The organism is Nocardia implantans, assembly GCF_035544775.1.
Classification (GTDB): Bacteria; Actinomycetota; Actinomycetes; order Mycobacteriales; family Mycobacteriaceae; genus Nocardia; species Nocardia implantans.
On the sequence record NZ_JAYKYQ010000005.1, the window covers coordinates 384365 to 409996 of the forward strand.

A 25632-nucleotide genomic window follows, 5' to 3' on the forward strand; every position below is an offset into this window, starting at 1 on the left:
GGAACAGATCGCCGCTCACTGGCCTGCCTCCGTCCGGGTGTTGAGAATGTTGACGCCGCGCACCAGGATCGACGGGCAGCCGTGGCTGACCGCGGCGACCTGGCCCGGCTGCGCTTTCCCGCAGTTGAACGCGCCGCCGAGCTGCCAGGTCGACGGGCCGCCGACCGCTTCCATCGCGCCCCAGAAATCGGTGGTGGTGGCCTGGTAGGCGACGTCGCGCACCTGGCCGTCGAGCTTGCCGCCGCGGATGCGGAAGAATCGCTGGCCGGTGAACTGGAAGTTGTAGCGCTGCATGTCGATCGACCACGACCGGTCGCCGACGATGTAGAGACCGTCGTCCACGCGGGAGATGAGCTCCTCGGTGCTGGTGTCGCGGTCGGGGTCCGGTTGCAGCGACACGTTGGCCATCCGCTGGATCGGCACGTGATGCGCCGAGTCGGCGTAGGAGCAGCCGTTGGACCGCTGCAGGCCCAGGCGCGGCGCGAACACCCGGTCCAGTTGATAGCCGACCAGGACGCCGTCGCGGACCAGATCCCAGCGCTGCCCGGCCACGCCCTCGTCGTCGTAGCCGACCGTGGCCAACCCGTGCTCCTGGGTGCGGTCGCCGGTCACGTGCATGATCGGCGTGCCGTAGCGCAGCGACCCGAGCTGATCCGGCGTGGCGAAAGAGGTGCCCGCGTAGGCGGATTCGTAGCCGATGGCCCGGTCGTACTCGGTGGCGTGGCCGATCGATTCGTGGATGGTCAGCCACAGGTTCGTCGGATCGATGACGAGGTCGGTCGGCCCGGCCTGCACGCTGGGCGCTTTCACCTTCTCGGCCAGCCACTCCGGAATCCGGGCGAGCTCGCCGTCCCAGTCCCACACCCCGTCGGCTCCGGTGACGTACTCCCAGCCGCGGCCGACCGGTGCGGCCAGCGTGCGCATGGACTCGAACACCCCGGCGGAAGCGTCCACCGTGATCGCCTCCAGGCTCGGGTGCAGCCGCACCCGTTGCTGGGTGATCGCCGACCCCGCGGTGTCGGCGTAGAAGGTCTGCTCCTTGACCTGCAACATGTTCGCGGTGACGTGATCCACCCCGTCGGCGTGCGACAGGCGCTCCGAGTAGTCCTGCAGCAGCGCGACTTTCTCGCCGGTCGGCACGGCGAACGGGTCGATGTCGTAGGCCGACACCCAGCGCGCGCCGGCGTAACGCGGCTCGTCGGCCAGTTCGACGCGTTCGCGGTTGAGCGCCCGCAGCGTGGTCGCGACGGTGACGGCGGTGCGCGCCACTTCGGCGGCGGTATCGGGAGTGAGCGCGGCGTGCGAGGCGAAACCCCACGTGCCGTCCACGATCACCCGGACGGCGAAACCGAGTTCGGTGCTGTCGGTGACGGCCTCGACCCGCCCGTCGCGCAACCGGATCGATTGCGTCACCAGGCGGTGCACCCGCAGGTCGGCGTGCTCGGCGCCGGCCGCGGTGGCCGAGGCCAATGCGGCGTCGGCGAGCGCGGCCAGCGGCAGGTCGAGGAACTCGGCGTCCACGTCTCTGGAAGTCGCGATGCTCACCGGCCCCAACCTAGTCGGTCCCGCCGCGTGTGCGCGGTGAGTACACGCCGTGCGAAAGCGCATCGCATGCAGATTTGCCCGGAATGCGTAGTCGCGCCTCGGGAACGGCGCGCGCGACACTCGGCCTTACCGCGTGTTGCTCGCCGGATGCCGTACTGTGCCCGCGTGCCGCCATCCGCCCTCCGTGACCGTAAACGCGAACGTACCCGCCGAGCCATCCTGGAAGCCGCAGCCGAGCTGTTCGAGACGAACGGCTACGAGGAGACCACGGTGGCCGACATCGCCGCGGCGGCGGACGTCGGCACGCGCACGTTCTTCAACTACTTCGCCAGCAAGGAAGAGCTGCTCTTCCCGGAATCCGACGAGCGGGTGCGCGCCGCGGTGGCGGCGATCGCCAGCAGGCGTCCTGGCGAACGGCCGGTGGAGGTCATGCTGCGCGCCTTGCGCGCGGCCGGGGACAATCCCGGCGAGCATCTCGTCGACGATCTCCACGCCAGGATCGGCGCGCTGCGCGCCCAGGTGTCGCGGACCGTGCCCGCGGTGAGCGGTCGCGCCGCGCACGCCCAGCTGGTCACCCAGCGTGAGATCGCCAGGCAGTTGCACAAGGCGTTCCCCGCCGAGCTCGACGAGGTCGGGGCCGCCGCTCTGGTCGGCGCGGTCGTCGGCGCCGTGTCCGGCGCGCTGACGGTCCTGTTCCAGCGGCCGGTGGCGGGCGCGGAGGACGGCGAGCGCCTGCAACGCGAGATCCACGAGACCACCTCGCGGGTGCTGCAACCGTGGCTGGCCTCCCATCACGCGCAACCGGTGGGCTGATCAGCCGAACTGCTGCCAGCCCAGCCGCAGCACCATCCCGATCACCACCACCAGCAGCACGACGCGGACGAATTCGGCGCCCTTGCGCAGCGCCATGCGCGCGCCGACCACGGCGCCCAGGACGTTCGCGACGGCCATCGCGGCGCCGAGCGCGAAGAGGATGTGCCCGGTCGCGCCGAAGAAGACCAGAGCGCCGAGGTTGGAGCCGCAGTTGATCACCTTGGCCATGGCGGCTGCCCGCACGAACTCGGTGCCGAGCAGGGTCGCGAAGGTGATGATCAGGAACGTTCCGGTACCGGGCCCGAGCAGGCCGTCGTAGCAGCCGATCAACCCCGCCGCCAGCGCCACCGTGAGGACGACCTTCCGTCTACTCGGTGGCTGCGTGGCCAGGGTGACCCCGATCGAGGGACGCAGCGTGACGAACACCGCGACGCCGACCAGCACCACCATGACGATCGGAATGAACAGCTCCCGGTCGATCAGCGAGACCGCGGCCGCGCCGAGCGCCGCCGCCACCGCCGCGATGACCGCCGCGGGCAGCAGGAGCCGCCAGCGCATCGGCACCTTGCGCGCGAAGGTGAGCACCGAGGCGCTCGTCCCGGCGACCGCGGCGAGCTTGTTGGTCCCCAGCGCGGTCTGGGGCGCGATACCAGGGGCGACCACGAACAGGGTCGGCAGCACGATCAGCCCGCCGCCGCCCACCACCGCGTCCACCCAGCCCGCGGCCGTCGCCGCCGTCAACAAAACCGCCCAGTCTCCGATCTGCACCCGGCCAGACAACCAGATCCCGGGTCCGGACCGCGCCGGGTGCCCACGGGGAGAGTCACCCGTCCACCGGGCGCACCTACCCTGATCCCCGTGCGTCGTTTCAGTCTGTGGCTCCGGGGCAAGCCCGTCGTGGCCGATTCGGTGCTGGCGGCGATCTTCGTGGTGCTGGAGATCATCGGTGTGGGCAACGCGCACAACAAGCTCGCCTATCTGGCCGTCGGTGTGCTGCTGCCGCTACCGCTGGCGCTGCGGCGGGTGTACCCCCGGGCCATGGCTGCGGCCACCTTGGCGTTGTCGCTGACGCAGACGCTGGTGGGCTTCGTCTTCCAGGACGACGCCGACCACATCGGGCAGCTGGCGCACGGCATCATGCTGTACACGCTGGTCGCCTACGTCGGCAGGCGGGACGGCCTGTGGTACGCGCTCGGCCTGGTGGTGGATCTCGTGCTCTCGATCGTCGCGATCGGCAAGCCCGCCGGGTCCGACAGCGTGTTCACCGCCATGTTCTACGCCTTGTGCTGGACGCTCGCGGAGTTCATCGGCGCGCGGCACGCCTACGACGCCGAGGTGGCGGCCCGGCTCGCGGTCGCCGATTACGACAAGGAGCGTCGCGCGCACGACGCGGTCGCGGCCGAACGCACCCGCATCGCGCGGGAACTGCACGATGTGGTGGCCCACGCGGTGAGCGTGATCATCGTGCAGGCCGACGGGGCCAAGTACGCGCTGCGCCGCGACCCGGACGCGGCCGAGCAGGCGCTCACCACCATCGCGAGCACCGGCCGGGAGGCGCTGCGCGAACTGCGCCGGACCGTGGCCCTGCTGCGCACCGAGCACGCGCCCGACCAGTTGCCCCAGCACGGCACCGCGGGCATCGCCAAGGTCGTGGAGATGATGCGCGGCACCGGTCTGGCCGTCGAGCTGGAATTGACCGGCGAGCTCGACGACATCGCGCCGGAGGTCAGTCTCGGCGTGCACCGCATCGTGCAGGAATCGCTGACCAACACGCTGCGGCATGCCGGGCCGCACCCGAAGGCGTGGGTGCGGGTGCGCCGCACCGATGCCGACGTGCTGATCGACGTCACCGACACCGGTGGTGTCCCGCCGCTCGAGCCGGGCGCGCGCATCCAGGGCAGCGGGCTCGGTCTGGTCGGGATGCGCGAACGCGTCGCGGTGCTCGGCGGCAGCCTGGACGCCGGCCGTGACGCCGACGGAGCGTGGCGGGTGCACGCCAGGATCCCGCTGCGGTCCGACCCGGCGGACTGAGTCGGTCGTCAGCTGCGAGTGACACGAAATTCGTTGTAGCAAAACGTTTTCGGGATCACATCGACCGAATGCGCGAGACCGCCGCGCAGACGCCCCGCCCGGCGCGCCGGCGCGGCCACGTTACATTGGGGAACGTGCCGATCACCGTGCTCGTCGTCGATGACCAGGAACTCATGCGGATGGGATTGAAGATGGTGCTCGGCGCGCACCCCGACATCGAAGTGATCGGCGAGGCGGCCAACGGCGCCGCCGCGGTCACCACGGCGGCGGAACTGCGACCCGACGTGGTGTTGATGGACGTTCGGATGCCGGTGGTGGACGGGGTCGTCGCCACCACCCGCATCGTGGAGGCCGGGCACGGCAGCCGGGTGCTCGTCATGACGACCTTCGATCTCGACGAGCACGCGCTCGGCGCGCTGCGGGCGGGGGCGAGCGGATTCCTGTTGAAGGACACCCCGCCGGAAGATCTCGTCTCGGCCATCCGCAGCGTCGCCGCCGGTGACGCCGTGGTGTCGCCGAAGGTCACCAAACGCCTGCTGGACCGGCTCATCGCGGAGGACCCGGCGCGCACCCGCGATCCGGGCGTGCTCGACGTGCTCACCGCCCGTGAGCGTGAAGTGCTCGAGCAGATCGCGGCCGGACGGTCCAACGCGGAGATCGCCGAGCAGTTGTACCTTTCGGAGGCCACGGTCAAGACGCACGTGGGCCGCGTGCTCACCAAACTCGGCCTGCGCGATCGCGTTCAGGCGGTGGTGCTGGCGTACGAGACCGGGCTCGTGCGGCCGGGCGGCTGAAGGCGGCGACGCTCACAGCGACCTATCAGGTGCGGCGGGGAGAAAAAGCCGGGCGCGGGACGTTGACCGGGTAGATCGTCCGAAAGGATCGCCCATGCCCGCCTTGTTGTTCGTGCTCTACCTCGTCGTGGAAGTCACCGCGCTGGTCGCGGTCGGCCAGCTGATCGGCGCGCTGCCCGCCGTACTGCTGCTGATCGCCGGATCGGGCGCGGGCATGCTGCTGGTCGGCGCGCAGGGGCGGCGGGTGTTCGAGCAGTTCCGCCGGGCCGCGCGCGGTGAGGTCGCGCCGGGCACCGCCGTCGCGGACGGCGCCATGGTCGCGGCGGGCGGTGTGCTGATGTTCGTGCCCGGCCTGGTCACCTCGCTGTTCGGTCTGCTCCTGCTGCTGCCGCCCACGCGGTTGCTGGCGCGTCCCGTGCTCGCGGCTTTCGCCGCGCGGCGCTTCCGCAGGCTGGTGGCGGCCGCGCCCTACCGCGGTGTGGTCGTCGACGGCGGCGACGTGGTGGACGGTGTCGTCGTGGGGCAGTGGTACGACGACGGCCAGGGCAACGCGCGCCGCCCGCTCACCTCGTCCTGAACCGAACCCCGGCGTACCCGGTTCCGCGCAAGGCCGTGAAGGACTATCGTGACGCGATGGCCACCGAGCAACTCACCGTGACGGTGAGCGAGGAGCTGGCCGCCGCGGTGAAACGAGCGGCGGCCGCTGCGGGACAGTCGATTTCCGGATTCACGGCCGCGGCGCTGCGGCTGGAGCTGATCGCCGTCGAGGCGGGCTGCCTGCCCGCCCCGGCCGGGGCAACCGGTGGTGCGCCGCCGGAGTACGCGGAGGTGATGGCCGTGCTGGCGCAGCCGGAGGACTCGGCTCACCATCCCGTACTGAACGGCTGACCGGAACCGCCGGATCAGGCATGGGGCAGACTGGTGCCTCGTGAGTACCCAGTTGCTGATCGGCGGTCGTTTCTACAGTGCCAGTTCACCCGACGCCACGGCGATGGCGGTGAGCGACGGGACCGTGGTCTGGCTGGGCGCCGAGCAACCAGGCCGCGCGCTGCATCCGGACGCCGAGATCGTCGATCTCGACGGCGCCTTCGTCGCGCCTGCGTTCGTCGATCCGCACGTGCACGTCACCGCGCTGGGCTTGAAGCTGACCGGGCTCGACCTGTCGGCCGCCCGGTCGCTGGAGCACTGCCTGCGGCTGCTGCGCGAGTTCGCCGCGGCACACCCCGACGGCGCGGTACTGGGCGACGGCTGGGACGAGACCGCCTGGCCGGAGCGACGGCCGCCCACCGTCGATGAGATCGACGCGGCGGCGGGGGCGGGCAGGCACGTCTACCTCTCGCGCGTGGACGCCCACTCCGCGGTGGCGTCCTCGGCGCTGCTGGACACGCTGCCCGAGCTGGCGGCGACCGACGGCTTCACCCGCGGCGAGCCCGTGCGCGCCGCCGCCCACCACGTGGTGCGCGCGGCCGCGATGGCGGGACTGTCCCGGGCGCAACGGGATCGAGCGCGCGCCGCGGCGCTGGACCACGCCGCCGCGCACGGTGTCGTCGCGGTCCACGAATGCGCGGGCCCCGAGATCGCGGGCCGCGCCGACGTCCGCGAACTGCTCGAATTCGAGCACGGCGTCCAGGTGCGGGCCTATTGGGGTGAGGCGGTGCGCAGCGCCGAGCAGGCCCGTGCCCTGATCGACGACCTCGGCGTGCACGCACTCGGCGGCGACCTGTTCGTCGACGGCTCCTTCGGATCGCGCACCGCCTGGCTGCGCGCGCCCTACATGGACGGATCCGGTTGCGGCCGAAGCTATCTGGATGCCGACGCGATCGCGGACCACGTCCGCGCCTGCACGGTCGCGGGTATCCAGGCCGGATTCCACGTGATCGGCGACGCCGCGATGGACGCCGTGGTGGCCGGGATCGAACGGGTGGTCGCCGAACTCGGCGGCCCCGCCGTGGCCGCGCTCGGGCATCGCGTCGAACACGCCGAACTCCTCGACGGCGAGCACATCGCCCGGTTGGCTCGCTGGGGTGTGATCGCCAGCGTGCAGCCGGGCTTCGACGCCGCGTGGGGCGGCCCCGCCGGCATGTACGCGGCGCGGCTCGGCGCCGAGCGCGCCGCGGCGCTGAACCCGTTCGCCGCCATGGCCTCCGCGGGCGTGGCTCTGGCGATCGGTTCCGACGCGCCGGTCACCGCGCTGGACCCGTGGGCGGCGGTGCGTGCCGCCGCCGAGCACCGCACACCCGGCCATGGCCTGTCTCCGCGAGCCGCGTTCGCCGCGGCCACGCGCGGCGCCTGGCGGGCGGGCGGAGTCCGCGACGGTGTGGCGGGCACCCTGGTGCCGGGAGCGCCGGCTTCCTACGCGGTCTGGGATGCGGGCGAGCTCGTCGTCGCCGCGGCCGCCGACTCGGTGCAGCGCTGGTCGACCGACCCCCGGTCGCGCGTCCCGGGATTGCCCGCGCTGGCAGCGGGCGCACCACTGCCCACCTGCCTGCGCACCGTGCACCGGGGAGTGACGATCTATGCGAAATGAGCGGGCGTCGATGGAGCCCGCGACGGTTCCCGCCCGTCCCGTTCCCGGCATTCGGTGGCGTCATGCGGCTGGTGAGCAGCATGGCCCCGGCCGTGCGTCCACAGAGCGGGCGGATGCGGGGCGGGCCTCGGGCGTAGCTTCGCCACCACGTTCGGATGATGCGCCGTCCTCCGCTCGGCCCCTGCTGCGCCGCTCGTCCGGGCAGGCCTCGCCCGGCTGTTCATCGGTAGCCTCCGGGCTCGCGGCGGCTCGGCGGCCGGTCGCGCATGGGCGGCACCGGGACAGCTGGAAGTCCCCGTCGTCGGCTGCTGTGGCCGGGTGTCCGTGTTGCGACGTCGATCGCAGATGGGTCCCACGGCAGTCGGATGATCGCTCGTCGACGATCGACTATCGATCGGCTCCCGGCGCAGGGGATCTCTGGACGGCAGTCGGCAACGGCTGGTTCCGCGGCGCGGTCCCCGCGGAGCGAAGGACGGTAACCGGGTTTCTGGTCTGTGATCGGCGCCGAGAGCGATTCGGACGTGGATCGAGAACGGCTGGGGGGTGCGCGCCCGATGGCCGGACTCGACACGATATAGGCAGCGTGCCGGTTGCGGGGTATTTGTCGGAATTTCTCCCATTCCGACACCGGGCGAAAGACATCCGGTATCGAGTGTTTTCTGTCCGTCGATGGTGGTGTGCAGTGGCACTGCGTGCCAGGTTTCGATCTTTTCCGTTTGCCGGACTATTTCCGGGCAATCCCTGGCCCGACGAGAATCGGCGGCAGTGGCCCGGTCGGCGGCGGATTGTTCGGCCGGCGGGTTCGCAGATCGCTGGTGTGCGTGAAACGGCTGGAAGAGATCGGTTCGTTCGACGCGGCGCGACCGGAAAATCTATATCCGGCGACCGGTGGCTAACGATCCGGTGGCGTCCGGCGATGCACAAGTGGACATCGGTCGATTCGTGTGCGGCGGTCCGCGGTGGCACATGCCGCGCCACCGTCCGTTCGATCGTGTGCGGCGGATTCGCCGCAGGGTCGGCGCGGGTCGGCTGGTGCGCCGAGTTTCGGGTGCGTAGTCGGAGTATGGCGGACTTCGTATTGCATGTGACAAATATCACGGCTGCGACTGGGCCGTGGTTCGTGATGCGGTGCGCTCCGGTGGCGGGCCTATCGGCGGTCGGGTGGCCGACGGCAGACCGGCGGTGGCCGGTGCGATGGCGGACAGTGGCCGAGTGATGGTGCGGGAGCAGGTGCTCGGGTCGGTGCGGCAGGTGTCCGCGGTGGTACGCCGTTATCCGGTGGCGACGCGATCGGTGGCGGCGGTGGCCTCGGGCCTGTTGCTGTTCGGCAGCTTCCCGCCCCGGCCGTGGTGGTTCCTCGCGCCTTTGGGCGTGGCGGTGCTGACCCTCGTCGTTCGCGGTGACGGCCGCCTGCGCGCTGGCTTCGGATACGGATTGCTGACGGGGCTGGCGTTTTTCGTCCCGTTGCTGCCGTGGACCGGCATCTACGTCGGGCCGCTGCCGTGGCTGGCGCTGTCCACCGCCTGCGCGGTCTACCTGGGCGTATTCGGTGTGCTCGCCCGGCTCGTCGGCGTGCTGCCGGGTTGGCCGCTGTGGGTGGCACTGGCCTGGACCGCGGCCGAGTGGGGCAGATCGAGCTTCCCCTTCGGTGGTTTTCCCTGGGGCCGTTTGGCATTCGGCCAGGCCGACGGCTGGTTCCTGTCGCTGGCCGCGGTCGGCGGCGCCCCGCTGGTCGGGTTCGCGGTCGCGCTCACCGGAACCGGCATCGCCGCGGCGGTGACCTTGCTGTGGTCGGCGTGCGCGGCGGCCGACGGGCGCGAAACCGCCGTCCCCGGCTCCGGCGCGCCCGGGCCGGCCGTCGTGGGCCGGCCCGCCCCGGCAACCCGACTGGGATACGCCGCTGTGGCTTTCACCGTCCTGGTCATGCCGCTCGGCGGCTTGCTGCTCCGATCCGCACTGCCCGACCCGGACACGGGCGACCGGACGGTCACGGTCGCGGCGATCCAGGGCAGCGTTCCTCGCCTCGGGCTGGACTTCAACGAGCAGCGGCGAGCCGTGCTGGACAATCACGTCCGGCGCACCGAAGAACTGGCCGACGAGGTGGCGGCGGGCCGCGCGCCGCATCCGGATGTGGTGATCTGGCCGGAGAACTCCTCCGACATCGATCCGCTGCGCAACGCCGACGCCGCCGCCCTGATCACCGCGGCCTCCGAGCGGATCGGCGCACCCATCCTGGTCGGTGCCGTACTGATCAACGCGGATCACACCACGACGAATTCGGTGATGGTGTGGAACGGCGCGGCGGGTCCGGGCGAACGGCACGACAAGAAGATCATCCAGCCCTTCGGTGAGTATCTCCCGATGCGGAGTTTCTTCCGGCTCTTCTCCGAATACGCCGATCGCGCGGGATATTTCGTGCCGGGAAATGGTGACGGAGTTGTGCACGCGGCAGGTATCGACATCGGCGTCGCGACGTGCTATGAGGTGGCCTTCGACCGATCGTTCGAGGACGCTATGCGCGCGGGCGCTCAACTGCTGACGGTGCCGACGAACAACGCGACCTTCGGCGACACCGAGATGACATATCAGCAGCTGGCCATGTCCCGCGTTCGCGCCGTCGAGCACGGCAGAGCGCTGGTCGTCGCGGCCACGTCGGGGGTCAGCGCCATCATCGCCGCCGACGGCAGCGTGCGGCAGGAATCGGCGTTGTTCGTGCCCGCCGCTCTGGTCGCGGAGCTGCCGTTGCGCAGCGACGCCACACTCGCAACACGAATCGGCCCTGCACCGGAGCGGATTTTCGTTATCCTGACGGCTGCCGCCGCACTGGCCGGGGTCCGCATGCGCCGATCCGCGCGCCCCGACGGTGAAGTCGTCGGCGACCGATAGATCCAGCCGGACGAGCTTTTACCGAACACGCGGTATGTTCTTGCCCCTACCGCCCCGAAAGCGAAGGTGCGTAATCAAGTTGCGCGCTGTTCGCCAGGCAATGGACGCGATCGGCGGAGTATCATCGAACAGTCTGGTCAGGACCCGTTTTGCTTCGGTTCGACCTAGTTGAGTCGCAATGTTTGCGGAAATGTAACCAACCAAAGTGGCCTTCTGCCAAGGACGTTGGATGTGAAACAAATCCAAAACGTCGGCAATCCGGCTGATGCGACGCTCCGAATCATAGGGCGTGGATCACGTCCTGCGGCTGGCGCGCGTGCGCTTGCTGGGACGGTGCTCGGGGAGTTGCGTCAACAGCGGCAGAACGGAGTGATTGATGAGTTCATTGGCCACGGATCGCGTCGACCAATGTTCATCCGGCGAATTCTCGGCCCAACCGTTTGCTCTGTCACCCGCGCAGACAGCTCTCTGGTACGCGCAGCGAATTCGCCCCGACGTACCGCTCACGATCTCCCAGTACGTCGAGATACGCGGTGACCTGGACGAGGGGAGGCTGCTGTACGCGATCGAGCGTTTCGGCGCCGAGACCCAGGTGGGTCAAGTCCGCCTCGTGGAAATAGATGGCACTCCGTATCAGATCGTGGACCCGGAGCACCGGCCCGGGTGGGAGCGCATCGATCTGCGCGGCGAGCCAGACCCGTACGCCGCGGCGCTGCGCTGGATGCACGAGCACACCAGTGCGCCGATCGATCTGGAAGGCGACCCGCTGACCTCCAACGCGGTGCTGCGGATCGGAGACTCCCACTACATCTGGTATTCGTTCGCCCACCACATCGTCATCGACGGCTACGGTGCGATGAACGCGCTCACCCGTACCGCGGAGATCTACACCGCGCTGGAGAACCGGACCGAGCCGGTCGCCTCGCGGGCGACGCCGCTGGCGGAGATCTACGCCGACGAGGCGCGCTACCACGATTCCAGCCGTTTCCAGAGCGACCGCGAGTACTGGCTCGGGCAGCTGTCGGGCGTGGGGGAGCCGGTGAGCCTCGGCGGCGCCCGGCTCGGCGCGGCCACCCACGACGCGGGCCGCAGGCTGGCCACCGCGGTGCTCGACGACGAGCGCCACGCCGCGATCGAGGCGGCGACCAGCGCGTGGAACACCACCGACGCGGCGATGTTCGTCGCGGCGATGGCTGCCTACGTGCGTTCGGTGACGGGCAACGCCGACGTGGTGCTGAGCCTGCCGGTCTCGGCGCGCACCACGGTGTCGCTGCGCCGCTCGGCGGGCGTGATCTCCAACGTCGTGCCGATCCGGCTGCGGATCGATGCGGCGACCACGATCGGCGACCTGGTGAAGGCGGCCGAGCTGCAGATCACCGGCGCCTTGCGGCATCAGCGCTACCGGCACGACGACATCCGGCGCGACAGCGGCTACTCGCGCGACGCGCGCGGCTTCTTCGGCCCGATGGTCAACCTGATGCTGTTCCACGACGAGCTGCGTTTCGGCAGCCTGGTCGGGTCGATGCACGTGCTGGCCACCGGCCCCGTCGAGGACCTCTCGGTCAACGTCTACAACGGCGCAGGCGGCCGCCTGCACGTCGACTTCGAGGCCAATCCCCGCCTCTACGGCGAGGCCGAAGTGAGCGTGCACCACGCGCGCTATCTGGACTTCCTCGGCCGCTTCCTGGCCGCCGACCCCACGGCGCCCGCCGAGTCGCTCGGCGCGATCACCCATGCCGAGCGCGAACAGGTGCTGCACGGGTGGAACGCCACCGCGGCGCCCCGGCAGGAGGGGACCCTGGCGGGCCTCTTCGCCGAACGCGCCGCGTCCGATCCGGACGCGATCGCGCTCGAGTTCGGCGAGGAGTCGCTGACCTACGCCGAGCTCGACGCCCGCGCCAACCGCCTGGCCAGGCGGTTGATCGCGCGCGGCGCCGGACCCGATACGACGGTCGGCCTGTGCCTGCGCCGCAGCCTCGACCTGGTGGTCGGCATGTACGCGATCGTGCAGGCGGGCGCGGCGTACCTGCCGCTGGACACCGAGCACCCGGCCGAGCGGATCGCGCAGATCGTGCGTCAGGCCGAGCCGTTGTGCGTGCTCACGGCGAGCCGCGACGACGTGGAACTGCCCACGTCCGTCACCAGGCTGGACGTCGACACCGCCTCGGTAGCCGAATTCGACGACGCGCCGATCACCGACGCCGACCGCACGGCCGGACTGCGCCCTGACCACCTCGCCTACGTCATCTTCACCTCCGGATCGACCGGAAAGCCCAAGGGTGTCGGCGTCAGCCATGCCGCCATCGTCAACCGGCTGCGCTGGATGCAGCACGAGTATCCGCTCGGCCGCGACGACGCGGTGCTGCAGAAGACCCCGGCCACCTTCGACGTCTCGGTGTGGGAGTTCTTCTGGCCCCTACAGGTCGGTGCGCGCTTGGTGATCGCCGCCCCCGACGGGCACCGCGACCCGGGGTACCTCGCCCGGATCATCGCCGAGAAGCACGTCACCACGGCGCATTTCGTGCCGTCGATGCTATCGGTCTTCGTCGCCGAGGCCGATCTGAGCGGCTGCGCGGGCCTGCACCGGGTCTTCTGCAGCGGCGAGGCGCTGCCCGCCGCCGCGGTGCGGGAGTTCTACGCGGCCCTGCCCGCCGCCGAACTGCACAACCTGTACGGCCCGACCGAAGCGGCCGTCGACGTCACCTACTGGGCATGCCCGCCCGACGCCACCGCCGTGCCGATCGGCTCGCCGGTGTGGAACACCCGAACCTACGTGCTGGACGACCGGTTGCAACCCGTCCCGCCCGGCGTGGTCGGCGAACTCTACCTCGCCGGGGTCCAGCTGGCCCGCGGCTACCTGAGACAGCCGCGGCTGACCGCGGACCGGTTCGTCGCCGACCCCTTCGCTGCCGGCGCGCGGATGTACCGCACCGGCGACCTGGCACGCTGGCAGATCGGCCGCTCCGGCGCCGAGCCCGGCGTGCTGGAGTACCTCGGCCGCAGCGATTTCCAGGTCAAGATCCGTGGCTTGCGCATCGAGCTCGGCGAGATCGAGGCCGCCTTGCTCGAGGACTCGCGGGTGGCCCGCGCGGTGTGCGTCGCGCACACCGGACGCACCGGCGACGAACTGGTCGCCTATGTGGTCGCGGCGAAGCACGACGACGACGATGCCCCGCTGGACACGGCCGCGCTGCTGACCGGACTGCGCCGCACCCTGCCCGGGTACATGGTGCCCTCCGCGCTGATGGAACTCGACGAGCTGCCGCTGAGCGCCAACGGCAAGATCGATCGCAAGGCGCTGCCCGCGCCCACCCCCGGCACGCGACCGATCGGGCCGATCGCCGAACCGCGCACCGAAGTCGAGCGAGTACTCGCCGGCATCTTCGCCGAGGTGCTCGACACCGAGGTCGGCATCGAGGACAACTTCTTCGACCTCGGCGGCAACTCGCTCATCGCCGCACGGGCGGTGTCCAGGATCAACGCCGCGCTCGGCACCGCGCTGACCATCCGGGATCTGTTCGAGTCCGCGACGATCGAGGCGCTCACCCGCCGGTTCGCCACGCAGCCCACCGATGTCTCCTCACCGCGGCTGACGCCGGCCGAACGACCGGAGCGCATCCCGTTGTCGCAGGCGCAGCAGCGGCTGTGGATCCTGAACCGGTTCTCCGAACACGCCGCCGCGTACAACATGCCGCTCGCGGTGGAGGTGGAGGGACCGCTGGACGTGGCCGCGTTGCGGGCGGGGCTGGTGGACGTCATCGAACGGCACGAAAGCCTGCGCACCACCTTCCCGGAGTCGCCGGAGGGGCCCTACCAGCTGATCCATCCGGCCGACGCGATCCCGCTGGCGCTCGACCCGATCGATGTCACCGCCGCCGACGTGGCGGAACTGGCGACCGAATACGCCGGATACGGCTTCGATCTGCGCAGCCAGGCCCCGATCCGGGTGGCGCTCTACCGCACCGGCCCGCAGCGGCACGTCTTCCTCGTCGTGCTGCATCACATCTGCGGTGACGGCTGGTCCATCACGCCGCTGGCCAAGGACCTGATGACGGCGGTGGCCGCGCGCGCGAACGGCGTGGAGCCGCAGTGGACGCAACTGCCGGTGCAATACGCCGACTTCGCCCTGTGGCAGCGCGAACTGCTCGGCGACGAGTCCGATCCGTCCAGCGCGCTCAGCCGCCAGCTCACCCACTGGCGCGCGGCGCTGGCCGGGCTCCCCGAGCAACTCGATCTGCCGCTGGACCGCCCGCGCCCGCTGCGCAGGTCGACCGTCGGCGGCCGGGTCGAGTTCACCATTCCGGCCGAGATCCGCCGCTCGGCCATCGAACTGGCGGCAAGCCGCGGCGTGAGCATGTTCATGGTGTTGCACGCGGCGCTGGCGACCCTGCTGTCGCGGCTGTGCGCGAGCGGTGACATCGCCATCGGCACCCCGATCGCGGGCCGTTCCGATCCGGCGCTCGACGATCTGGTCGGCATGTTCGTCAACACCCTCGTCCTGCGCACCGCGGTCGACCCGGCGGCCGGGTTCGACCGGATGCTCGATGTGGTGCGCGAGACCGACCTGAACGCCTTCGCCAACGCCGACGTTCCCTTCGAGCGGCTGGTCGAGGTGGTCAACCCGGAGCGTTCTCCGTCGCGGCACCCGCTGTTCCAGGTGATGCTGTCCTACGACCACGCGCCGGATCTGCGGATCGAGCTTCCCGGCGTCCGCGCCGCGGTGCTGCCGATCGCGTCCGACGTCGCCAAGTTCGACCTGCAGTTGGTCGTCCACGACGACTCGGGCGACGGACCGCTGTCGGCCGAATTCGGCTACACCACAGATGTTTTCGATCAGACCACGGTGCAATCGTTCGCCCGCAGGTTCGTCGCGGTGCTCGCGGGCGGCGTGGCCGCGCCCGAACTGCCGGTCGGCGACCTGCCGATCCTGGACCGCAGGGAGACCGAGAAACTGGTGCCCATCGCGGGCGCGCCCGCCGAGCCGTCGACCACCCTGGCCGGCTTGCTGTCCGGCACCGCGCGCAGGCTGCCGGACGCGGTTGCGGTCCGCTACCTCGGCGCCGCCACCACCTACCGTGAACTCGACGAGCGATCGAACGCGCTGGCGCGCGTCCTCATCGAGCACGGCGCCGGTCCCGAGACGGTCGTCGCGATCGCGCTGCCGCGCGGGCTGGACGCGATCACCGCGGTGTGGTCGGTCGCCAAGACCGGCGCGGCCTACGTGCCGATCGATCCGAACTACCCGGCGGAGCGGATCGCGCACATGATCGGGGACTCCGGCGCGATACTCGGCCTCACCGATCCCGAATCCCTCGCCGCCATGCCCGCTGTGCCCGCGACGCGGGGCAAGCACCGCAAGACCCAGGTCGACTGGCTGGTCATCGGCTCGGGCGAACTCACCGCGGAACTGGCAGGCCGGTCGACGGACCCGATCACCGACGACGAGCGGCACCACCCGATGCGGGTGAGCCACCCGGCGTACCTCATCTACACCTCCGGGTCCACCGGCACGCCGAAGGCGGTCGTGGTGACCCATGCCGGCATCGCCTCCCTGGCCAGTGAGCAGAACTACCTGTTCGGTATCTCGGACGCGGCGCGCACGCTGCACTTCTCCTCGCCCAGCTTCGACGCGTCGGTGCTCGAGCTGCTGCTCGGCTTCGCCGCTGGCGCCACGATGGTGATCGCTCCGCCGGGCATGTACGGCGGGGCCGAGCTGGCGGCGCTGCTGCGCGAGGAGCGGGTCACCCACGCCTTCGTGACACCGGCGGCGCTGGCGACCGTACCGAACGAGGGGCTCGACGAGCTGGAGACGGTCATCGTCGGCGGCGACGCCTGCTCGGAGGAACTCGTCGAGACCTGGACCGCCGGGCACCGCATGCACAATATGTACGGCCCGTCCGAGGCCACCGTCGCGGCGACCGCCAGCGGGCCGATGCGGCCGGGCGGTCCGGTGCCGCTCGGCTCGCCGGTGCGCGGCATGCGGCTGTTCGTGCTGGACAACCGCCTGCATCCGGTGCCGCCGGGCACGCCGGGCGAGTTGTATGTCTCCGGTCCCGGCGTCGCCCGCGGCTACCACGGCCGGTTCGGCCTGACCGCGGCACGGTTCGTGCCCAACCCGCACGGCAGGCGCGGCGAGCGGATGTACCGCACCGGCGACTTGGTCGTCATGGAGCGAACCGGACAGCTGCGGTTCCTCGGGCGCGCGGACGATCAGATCAAGATCCGCGGCTTCCGGATCGAACTGCGCGAGATCGACAACGTGCTGCGCTCGCATCCCGGCGTCCGCTTCGCCCTCACCGTGGTGCACACCGACGAACAGGGCCAGGTGCGGCTGGCGTCGTACGTGACGGCGGACCGTCCGGTCGAGGCGCGGGCCGTGCTGGAGACCGCGCGCCAGCGTCTGCCCGGCTACATGGTGCCCGCATCGGTGGCGGTGCTCGACGAGCTGCCGGTGACGCCCGCGGGCAAGCTGGATCGAAAGGCGTTGCCGGAGCCGGTATTCGCAGCCGCGGGGACATCGCGCCCGCCGAGCACCCCGCTGGAACTCGGCGTGGCGGGTGTGTTCGGCGGGGTGCTCGGCCGCCCGGTGACCGGAGCCGAGGACAGCTTCTTCGATCTCGGCGGCAACTCGCTGCTGGCCACCCGCCTCGCCGCCGCGCTGCACGCGGAGTTCGGGGTGGAGCTGCCGGTGCGATCGATCTTCGAGGCGCCGACGGTCGCCGCGGTCGCCGAACAACTGGATCGAACGCCCCGGACGCAGCGGCCTGCGCTGGCGGTGCGGACGCCGCGTCCGGGACGTATTCCATTGTCGCTGCCGCAGCAGCGTTTGTGGTTCATCAACCGATTCGCGCCCGAATCGAGCGCATACAACATCGCTTTCGTGATCCGGGTGGCAGGCGATCTGGACGTCCCGGCGCTGCGCGAGGCGATCACCGACGTGGTGCGGCGGCACGAAGTGCTGCGCACCGTCTTCCCGGAGGACGCCGAAGGCGCACAGCAGGTGGTGCTTCCGGTCGAGCGGGCGGTGCCGGAGGTGGCGGTCACCGACATCGACGACTCCGGCGCGAAGGCCGCGCTGGACGCGTTGGCGCACAGCGGTTTCGATCTGACCAGGCAACCGCCCCTGCGGCTGTCGCTGCTACGCACCGCGCCCGAGCGCTACCTGCTCGGGGTCGTGCTGCACCACATCGCCGCCGACGGCTGGTCGCTCGGTCCGCTGACCAGGGACTTGGCCGCCGCGTATGCGGCGAGGCACGAGGGCGCGGCGCCGTCCTGGACGCCGCTTCCGGTGCAGTACGCCGATTTCGGGCTCTGGCAGCGTGCCTGCCTCGGCTCGGAGAACGATCCCGACAGCGCGGCGGCGACCCAACTGGAGTACTGGCGCACCGCGCTGGCCGACATCCCCGACCAGTTGCCGCTGCCCTACGACCGGCCGCGGCCCGACGAACCGACACAGCAGGCCGGGACGGTGCGTTTCACCGTGCCGGAGCAGGTGCGCCGCGGGCTCGACGCGCTGGCCCGCGAGCGCGGCGTCAGCAAGTTCATGGTGCTGCGTTCGGCGTTCGCGGTGCTGTTGCGCTGCGTCACCGGCGGACGCGACATCGTGATCGGCACCCCGGTGGCCGGGCGTACCGACACCAAGCTCGACGAACTGGTTGGCATGTTCGTGAACACGCTGGTGCTGCGCTCCGACGTCGACCCGGACCGCGGCTTCACCGACCTGCTGCGCGCCGACCGGGACACCGAGCTGGCCGCGCTGGCGCACGCCGACATCCCGTTCGAGCGCATCGTGGACGAACTGGGCGCCGAGGCCCGCTCCACCGGCCGTCATCCGCTGTTCCAGGTGGCGCTGAGCCTGCAGGACGGCCCGGTGCCCGCCCTGGAGCTGCCCGGCCTCGCGTTGCGCGCGGAGCCGTTGGACATCGCGCTGGCGAAGTTCGATCTGGAGTTGCGGGTCGCCGACGACACCGCTGCCCCGGGACCTGACGCCGGCGCGGACAGCGTCTACGAATTCGTCTACGCGGCAGAGCTTTTCGACGCTACGACCATCGAGACGCTGGCGGACCGGTTCCTGCGCGTGCTCTCCGCCGTCACCGCGGACCCGCGCGTGCTCATCCGCGACATCGACGTGCGTACCGACCACGAGCGCCGCACACTCGCCCCGGCGCGCGGGCGGCATGCGGCCGAGCCGCGCACGCTGGCCGCGTACTTCACCGCCACCAGCCGACGGTTCCCGCACAACACGGCGCTGTGCGCGGGGACGACCGCACTGACCTACGCCGAACTCGACCGGCGTTCCAACCGCTTGGCCCGCGCGCTCATCGCGCGCGGACTCGGCCCGGGAACCCGGGTGGCGCTCGGGCTCACCCGCTCGATCGATTCGGTGGTGGCGCTGCTGGCGGCCGCGAAATCCGGCGCGACGTTCGTCCCGGTCGACCCGAAGTACCCGGCCGAGCGCATCCGCCACATGCTCGCCGACTCCGGTTGCGCGACCGGCGTCACGGTCACCGCGCACATCGAGCAGCTGCGCACGGGCGCTCCGGCCGACCGTGACATCGAGTGGCTGCTGCTGGACCGGCCCGAATTCGCCGCCGAACTCGACGGCCACGACGACGCGCCGATCCACGACCGCGAGCGCACGCGCGCCATCCAGGTGGCGGACCTGGCCTACCTGGTCTACACCTCCGGATCGACCGGAACGCCCAAGGGCGTCGCGGTGACCCACAGCGGCCTGTCCAATCTGGCCGACGAGGTCCGCGACCGCATCGGCGTCGACGAGCATTCCCGCACATTGCATTTCGCGACGCCGAGTTTCGACGCGGCGATCCTGGATCTGCTCATCGCGCTGGGCGCGGGCGCGGCGATGGTGATCTGCCCGACCGACATCTACGGCGGCGACGAGCTGGCCGCGCTGCTGGAACGCGAGCGGGTCTCGCACGGCTTCATGACCCCGGCCGCGCTGGCCACGATCGACCACAAACGCTGGCCGCTGCCGCACATGCGCGCGCTCATGGTCGGCGGCGAGGCGGTCGCGCCGGATCTGGTGGCGCGCTGGGCGCCGGGACGGGTGCTGTGCGACGTGTACGGGCCCACCGAGACCACGGTGGTCATCACGATCTCCGGTCCGATGCGCGCCGGTGCGCCGATCACCATCGGCAGCCTGGTGCGCGGGGCCAGGGCGTTGGTGCTCGACGAGCGGTTGCGCCCGGTGCCGGTCGGCGTTCCCGGCGAGCTGTATCTCGCCGGCCACGGCTTGGCGCGCGGGTACTTCGACCGGTTCGGGCTCACCGCGACCCGCTTCGTGGCCGATCCGTGTGGCCCGGCCGGCGCCAGGATGTACCGGACCGGTGACGTGGTGCGCTGGAACGCATCCGGCGAGCTGGTCTACCTCGGGCGCACCGACCACCAGGTGAAGCTGCGCGGTTTCCGGGTCGAGCTCGGCGAGATCACCGGCGTGCTCGGCGAACATCCGTCGGTGCGCTTCGCGCACACCGAGGTGCGCCGCATCGCGGGCGCCGACCGGATCGTCGCGTTCGTGCAGCCCGCCGACCGGACGGCCGGAGTGGACACCGATGCGGTGCGCGCCTTCGTCGCCCGCAGGCTGCCCGCGCACATGGTGCCCTCCGGCATCACCGTGCTGGACACCATCCCGCTGACCCCGGTCGGCAAACTGGACGTCGCCGCGCTGCCCGAACCGCGGCTGCACGCCGAGCAGGGCGGCCGTGCGCCGCGGACCGACGCGGAGCGCTTGGTGGCGTCGGTGATCGGTGAGCTGATCGGGGCCGACGGCGTCCGCGCCGACGACAGTTTCTTCGACATCGGCGGCAACTCGCTGCTGGCAACCCAGCTCGTCGCGCGGCTGGCCGCGGCGACGAACGTGCGCCTCGCCGTGCGCACCGTGTTCGCCACGCCGACCGTCGCCGAGCTGGCCGAGCTGCTGGAGGCGGGCGCGGCCTCCGACGCCGACCGCCCCGCGCTGGTGCGCAGGCAGCGTCCGGAGCGGATCCCGCTGTCGGCCGCCCAGCGGCGGCTGTGGTTCCTCAACCGGTTCAACGCCGGATCCCGCGACGGACAGTCGGCGGGCGCCTACAACGTCCCGCTCGTGCTGCGCATGTCCGGCCGCCTCGACGTCGAAGCGCTCGTCTCCGCCCTGCACGCGGTACAGGCCAGGCACGAGACCCTGCGCACGGTGTTCCCCGAGACCGACGGCGCGCCGGCGCAGGTCGTGCTCGACCCGGCCGAGGCGGCCGTCTCGCTGTCGCGGATGACGGCGCGCCCGCACGAGGTCGAGTCCGCCGTACGACGTTTCGCCGCACCGGGGTTCGATCTGGCCACCACCGTGCCGATCCGCGCGGCGCTGATCTCGGTGCCGGACGCGCAGACCCCGGAGCATGTGCTCGTCGTCGTGGTGCATCACATCGCGATGGACGGCTGGTCGCTCGAGCCGATGGCCGCGGACGTCGCCGTCGCCTATCGCGCGGCCTGCGGCGGCGGCCCGGCGCAGTGGGCGGAGCTCGAGGTCCAATACGCCGACTACACCCTGTGGCAGCAGGAGGTGCTCGGCAGCGAGGACGATCCGGACTCGGCGGTGAGCAGGCAGCTGGAGTACTGGCGGCACACCCTCGACGGCATCCCCGAGTTGCTGACCGTGCCCGCCGACCGGCCGCGTCCGCCGGCTCCGTCCTACCGGGGCGGCACCGTGGAATGCGCGGTGGACCCGGTCACCCACCGCGAGCTGCAGATGATCGCGGGCAGCAACAACGTCAGCCTGTTCATGGTCCTGCACGCCGCGCTGGCGGTGCTGCTGCACCGGATGACCGCCACCGACGACATCACCGTCGGCACCCCGATCGCGGGCCGCGGCCATCCCGCGCTGGACCGTCTGGTCGGCATGTTCGTCAACACGCTCGTGCTGCGCACGCGGATCGACCCCGGCGCCAGGTTCACCGACCTGCTGCACGCGGTGCGCGAAACCGACCTGGACGCCTTCGCCAACGCCGACCTGCCGTTCGAACGCCTGGTGGAGGTGCTCAACCCGGCCAGGTCGCAGTCGCACCATCCGATGTTCCAGGTGATGCTCTCGGTCCGCAACGAACCGGTCGGCGGCCTGGACCTGCCCGGCCTGCACATCGAGGCGGCCGACATCGACGCCGGGATCGCCAAGTTCGATCTCCAGTTCACCCTGACCGAAACGCAGACGCCGCAACGGCATCCGGCCGGCATCACGGTGGCGGTGAACTACGCGATGGACCTGTTCGACGAGCCGACCGCGCAGCGGCTCGGCAAGCGCCTGACCCGCTTGCTCGCCGCGATCGCCGCGAACCCCACCACCGCGGTGGGCGATCTGGAACTGCTCGATCCCGCCGAATGGTCGGGGCTGGCTCCGGTGCGCGGAGGCAAACCGGATCGGCCGATCACCTTCCCGGAAGTGTTCGAGCAGGCGGCGAGCGTCGACCGGGCCGGCGTCGCCCTGGTCGCCGACGGCACCGAGGTCACCTACGATGCCCTCGATCGCTGGACCAACCGGCTGGCGCGCGTGCTCATCGCCCGTGGCGTCGGCCCGGAAACGCTGGTGGCGCTCGGCATCCCGCGATCGATCGAGTCGGTGGCGACGGTACTCGCGGTGGCCAAGGCCGGAGCGGCGTTCGTGCCGGTCGACCCGCTGTACCCGCGGCAGCGCATCGCGCACATGCTGTCGGATTCCGGTGCGGCACTGGGCATCACGCTGGCGGACTACCGCGGCGAGCTGCCCGAGGACACGGAGTGGATCGTGCTGGACGACCCGGAGTTCCGCGGTCTGGTGCTCGACGCGCCGGACGTGCCGATCGCCGACGCGGAGCGTCTCGCTCCGCTGCGGATCGACAACCCCGCGTACGTGATCTACACCTCCGGCTCCACCGGCACGCCGAAGGGCGTGATGGTCACCCACGGCGGATTGTCGAACTTCGCCGCCGAGACCGCCCACCGGTTCGACGTCCAGCCCGGCTGCCGGGTGCTGCATTTCGCCACGCCGAGCTTCGACGCCGCGATGCTCGATCTGCTGCTGTCCCTCGGCGGCGCGGCGACTCTGGTGATCACGCCGAGCGGCGTGGTCGGCGGCGACGAACTGCGGCAGGTCTTCGCCGCGGAGGGAATCACCCACGCGTTCATCACCACCTCCGCGCTCGGCACGGTCGACCCCAAGGGCCTGCCCGAGCTGCAGCACGTGCTGGTCGGCGGTGAGGCGTTGCCGCCTGACCTGGTGACCCGGTGGGCGCCCGGCCGCAATCTGTACAACGTCTACGGTCCGACCGAGACCACCATCGTCACGGTGATCTCGCAGCCGATGTCGCCCGGCGAGCCGATCACCATCGGCGGACCAATCCGCGGCGTCAACGCGGCGATCCTCGACGCGCGGCTGCATCCGGCTCCGCTGGGGGTGACCGGCGAACTGCACCTGTCCGGTGACGCGCTGGCCCGCGGTTACCTGAACCGTCCCGGCCTGACCGCTCAGCGGTTCGTCGCCAACCCGTTCGGCAAACCGGGGGAGCGGATGTACCGCACCGGCGATCTGGTGCGCTGGTGGTCCGGTTCGCGGGAGCAGGGTTCGCCGGTGGACGCCGCGCCGGAGATCCAATACGTCGGCCGCACCGACCATCAGGTCAAGATCCGCGGTTTCCGTATCGAACTCGGTGAGATCGACGCCGCGCTCGCCCGCCACGGCGGGGTGGCGTTCTCCCTCACTATCGGGCATCGCACCCCGGCCGGCGCGACGGCGTTGGTGTCGTATGTGAAGGCGCGGGACGGAGTGTCGCTCACCGCGGCCGAGCTGACCGGGCACGTGGCCGGGCTGGTGCCGAATTACATGGTGCCGCAATCGATCATGCTGCTCGACGAGGTCCCGCTGAGCCCGGTGGGCAAGCTGGACCGGGCGAAGCTGCCGGAACCGGTGTTCACCGCGGGCGAGGGTTATCGGGCTCCGTCCACCCCGACGGAGGAGGCGCTGTGCGCGGCCTTCGCCGAGGTGCTCGGCGTGGAGTCGGTCGGCGTGGACGACGGCTTCTTCGAACTCGGCGGAAACTCGCTGCTGGCCACGAAGGTCGTCGCGCACGTACGGGAGAAAGGCATCGACCTGCCGGTGCAGTTGATGTTCGGCGACGCGACGCCCGCTGCCATCGCGGCGCGCCTGGACGGCTCGGGCGCGACCTCGGGCGCGGCGGTGGCCGCGATGCTGGCGCCGGTGCTGCCGATCCGGCCGGGCGCCGCTGCCGGCCGGGCGCCGCTGTTCTGCGTGCATCCGGCGATCGGTCTGGCGTGGTGCTACTCCGGGTTGCTCGCGCACCTTCCGGCGGATCGTCCGGTGTACGGGTTGCAGGCGCCGCACGTGGCGGGGCAGGAAAGCTACACGTCGATCGACGAGGCCGCGAGCCGCTATGTGGCCGAGATCAAGGAGATTCAGCCGGAAGGTCCCTACCACTTGCTCGGCTGGTCGCTCGGCGGACTCATCGCGCAGGAGATGGCGGTGCAGCTGCAAGAGGCGGGCGATGAGGTCGCCCTACTGTCGATGATGGACAGCTACCGGCTGTCGGACGACCTGCTCGACCAGGCGACACCGAGCGTCGCGGAGATCGTCGGCGAGTTCGGCAGCGCCGAACTCGCCGCGCAGATCGATCCCGGCATGAGCCTGCGGGAGGCGGCCGAACTGCTGCGCGCCCGGTCCGGACCGTTCGCGGCGCTGACCGTCGAGCATCTGGAGCGCCTCTACGCGGGCTACGAGAACGGCACCGTGCTCGCGCACACCTTCCGGCCCCGCCCGTTCGACGGTGACCTGCTGTTCTTCAGCGCGGGCGACGATCCGGTCAACCGGGCCGATCCCGACCGCAGCGCCGACGCGTGGGAGCCGTACGTCACCGGCGCCGTTCACGACCACGAGTTGCGCTGCGCGCACTCCGCGATGACCACCCCGGAGGCGCTGGCGGTGATCGGGCCGGTGCTGCGGAGGTGGCTGGAGACGAAGGAGACGCACAGGTGAGCTTCGCGGTGGAAGTGACCGGCCTGGTCAAGAGCTACGGCCGGGTCCGCGTGCTGGACGATGTCGATCTACGGATTCCCGCCGGCACCGTGATGGGGCTGCTCGGCCCGAACGGCGCGGGCAAGACGACGACCGTGCGGATCGTCACCACGCTGCTGAAGCCGTCCGCCGGGTCGGTGCGGGTGGCGGGCGTCGACGTGCTGCGCGATCCCGCGGCGGCGCGCAAACGGATCGGCCTGTCCGGCCAGTACGCTGCCGTCGACGCGAACCTGTCCGGGTACGAGAACCTGCGCATGGTGGCCCGGTTGTACGGGATGTCCCAGCGCCAGGCGACCGCGCGCGCCACCGAACTGCTCGGCGCCCTCGGGCTCGACCACGCCGCGCATCGCAGAGCGGGAACCTACTCCGGCGGCATGGCCCGGCGGCTGGATCTCGCGGGGGCGCTGGTCGCCCGGCCCGCCGTGGTCGTGCTGGACGAGCCGACCACCGGCTTGGACCCGCGCGGCAGGCTGGACATGTGGCGGGTGATCGGCGACCTCGTCGACGACGGAACCACCGTCCTGCTCACCACGCAGTATCTGGAAGAGGCCGACCTGCTGGCCGACCGCATCACCGTCATCGATCACGGGCGGGTCATCGCGCGCGGCTCGGCCGACGAACTGAAGACCTCGATCGGCGGCGACCGGCTCACCGTCACCCTCGCCGCCGGACAAGCCGCCGCGCCGGCGCTGGCCGTGCTGGCACAGGTGGGCGTCGGCGAGCCCGTCCACGAGGCGGGCACCGACGAGGTGTCGGTGGTGGTCGGCGACGGTTCGCGCACGATGGTGGAGGCGCTGCGCAGGCTCGATGACGCGGGCGTCTGCGTGGTCGACGCGAACGTGCACCGGCCGAGCCTCGACGATGTATTCCTTTCCCTCACCGGCAAGCCGGGCGGCGCGCACGTCACGGAACCGGAGACCGACGACGTACAAGAGGAGATCATGTCGTGAGCACGGCAATCGCCGGGGAGGCCGCCCCGAAGGCGG

General features: G+C 71.1%; 11 protein-coding genes. 9 read left to right on the forward strand and 2 right to left on the reverse strand.

Annotation, left to right across the window (positions count from 1 at the left end; all coding sequences use genetic code 11):
- Positions 1 to 15: 15 nt before the first annotated feature.
- Positions 16 to 1545 (reverse strand): TldD/PmbA family protein, encoded by a 1530-nt coding sequence (locus U3653_RS15045; RefSeq protein ID WP_397068524.1) that lies wholly within the window; start codon positions 1543 to 1545, stop codon positions 16 to 18.
- A gap of 165 nt (positions 1546 to 1710) precedes the next feature.
- Between U3653_RS15045 and U3653_RS15050 the strand changes: the two genes are divergently transcribed.
- The gene (locus U3653_RS15050; protein ID WP_323124007.1) at positions 1711 to 2358 is read left to right on the forward strand and encodes a TetR/AcrR family transcriptional regulator; all 648 of its coding nucleotides are present in this window, start codon (positions 1711 to 1713) and stop codon (positions 2356 to 2358) included.
- Here the strand turns inward: U3653_RS15050 and U3653_RS15055 are convergent, their stop codons facing one another.
- The gene (locus U3653_RS15055; RefSeq protein WP_195079988.1) at positions 2359 to 3126 is read right to left on the reverse strand and encodes a TSUP family transporter; all 768 of its coding nucleotides are present in this window, start codon (positions 3124 to 3126) and stop codon (positions 2359 to 2361) included.
- A gap of 90 nt (positions 3127 to 3216) precedes the next feature.
- On the opposite strand from U3653_RS15055, the gene U3653_RS15060 reads away from it, so the two are divergent.
- The 8 genes from U3653_RS15060 to U3653_RS15095 all read left to right on the forward strand — a co-directional run bounded on the left by U3653_RS15060 (position 3217) and on the right by U3653_RS15095 (position 25596).
- Positions 3217 to 4389 carry a sensor histidine kinase gene (locus U3653_RS15060; protein WP_195079987.1) on the forward strand — a complete coding sequence of 391 codons (1173 nt, stop codon included), beginning with the start codon at positions 3217 to 3219 and terminating at the stop codon, positions 4387 to 4389.
- Positions 4390 to 4523: 134 nt separating this feature from the next.
- Positions 4524 to 5183, forward strand: coding sequence for a response regulator (locus U3653_RS15065; protein WP_067807586.1), 660 nt, complete (start codon positions 4524 to 4526; stop codon positions 5181 to 5183).
- Positions 5184 to 5277: 94 nt separating this feature from the next.
- Positions 5278 to 5760 carry an FxsA family protein gene (locus U3653_RS15070; protein ID WP_195079986.1) on the forward strand — a complete coding sequence of 161 codons (483 nt, stop codon included), beginning with the start codon at positions 5278 to 5280 and terminating at the stop codon, positions 5758 to 5760.
- A gap of 56 nt (positions 5761 to 5816) precedes the next feature.
- Complete coding sequence (locus tag U3653_RS15075; protein ID WP_195079985.1) at positions 5817 to 6071, forward strand: ribbon-helix-helix protein, CopG family; 255 nt, start codon at positions 5817 to 5819, stop codon at positions 6069 to 6071.
- 40 nt (positions 6072 to 6111) lie between these two features.
- Positions 6112 to 7710, forward strand: a complete 1599-nt coding sequence (locus U3653_RS15080; RefSeq protein ID WP_195079984.1) for an amidohydrolase — start codon at positions 6112 to 6114, stop codon at positions 7708 to 7710.
- 1215 nt (positions 7711 to 8925) lie between these two features.
- A complete protein-coding gene (gene lnt / locus U3653_RS15085) occupies positions 8926 to 10596 on the forward strand; it encodes an apolipoprotein N-acyltransferase (protein WP_195080291.1) in 1671 nt (556 codons plus the stop codon).
- 376 nt (positions 10597 to 10972) lie between these two features.
- Positions 10973 to 24607 (forward strand): non-ribosomal peptide synthetase, encoded by a 13635-nt coding sequence (locus U3653_RS15090; RefSeq protein ID WP_195079983.1) that lies wholly within the window; start codon positions 10973 to 10975, stop codon positions 24605 to 24607.
- Complete coding sequence (locus tag U3653_RS15095) at positions 24604 to 25596, forward strand: ATP-binding cassette domain-containing protein (protein ID WP_195079982.1); 993 nt, start codon at positions 24604 to 24606, stop codon at positions 25594 to 25596. The genes U3653_RS15090 and U3653_RS15095 overlap by 4 nt, the downstream gene beginning before the upstream one ends.
- Positions 25597 to 25632 lie beyond the last annotated feature (36 nt).

What these genes read in the sequence shown, in the direction of transcription:
- U3653_RS15070 (WP_195079986.1), top strand. Translation starts at nt 5,278, where the DNA reads ATGCCCGCCTTGTTGTTCGTGCTCTACCTCGTCGTGGAAGTCACCGCG.
- U3653_RS15075 (WP_195079985.1), top strand. Translation starts at nt 5,817, where the DNA reads ATGGCCACCGAGCAACTCACCGTGACGGTGAGCGAGGAGCTGGCCGCC.
- lnt (WP_195080291.1), top strand. Translation starts at nt 8,926, where the DNA reads ATGGTGCGGGAGCAGGTGCTCGGGTCGGTGCGGCAGGTGTCCGCGGTG.
- U3653_RS15090 (WP_195079983.1), top strand. Translation starts at nt 10,973, where the DNA reads ATGAGTTCATTGGCCACGGATCGCGTCGACCAATGTTCATCCGGCGAA.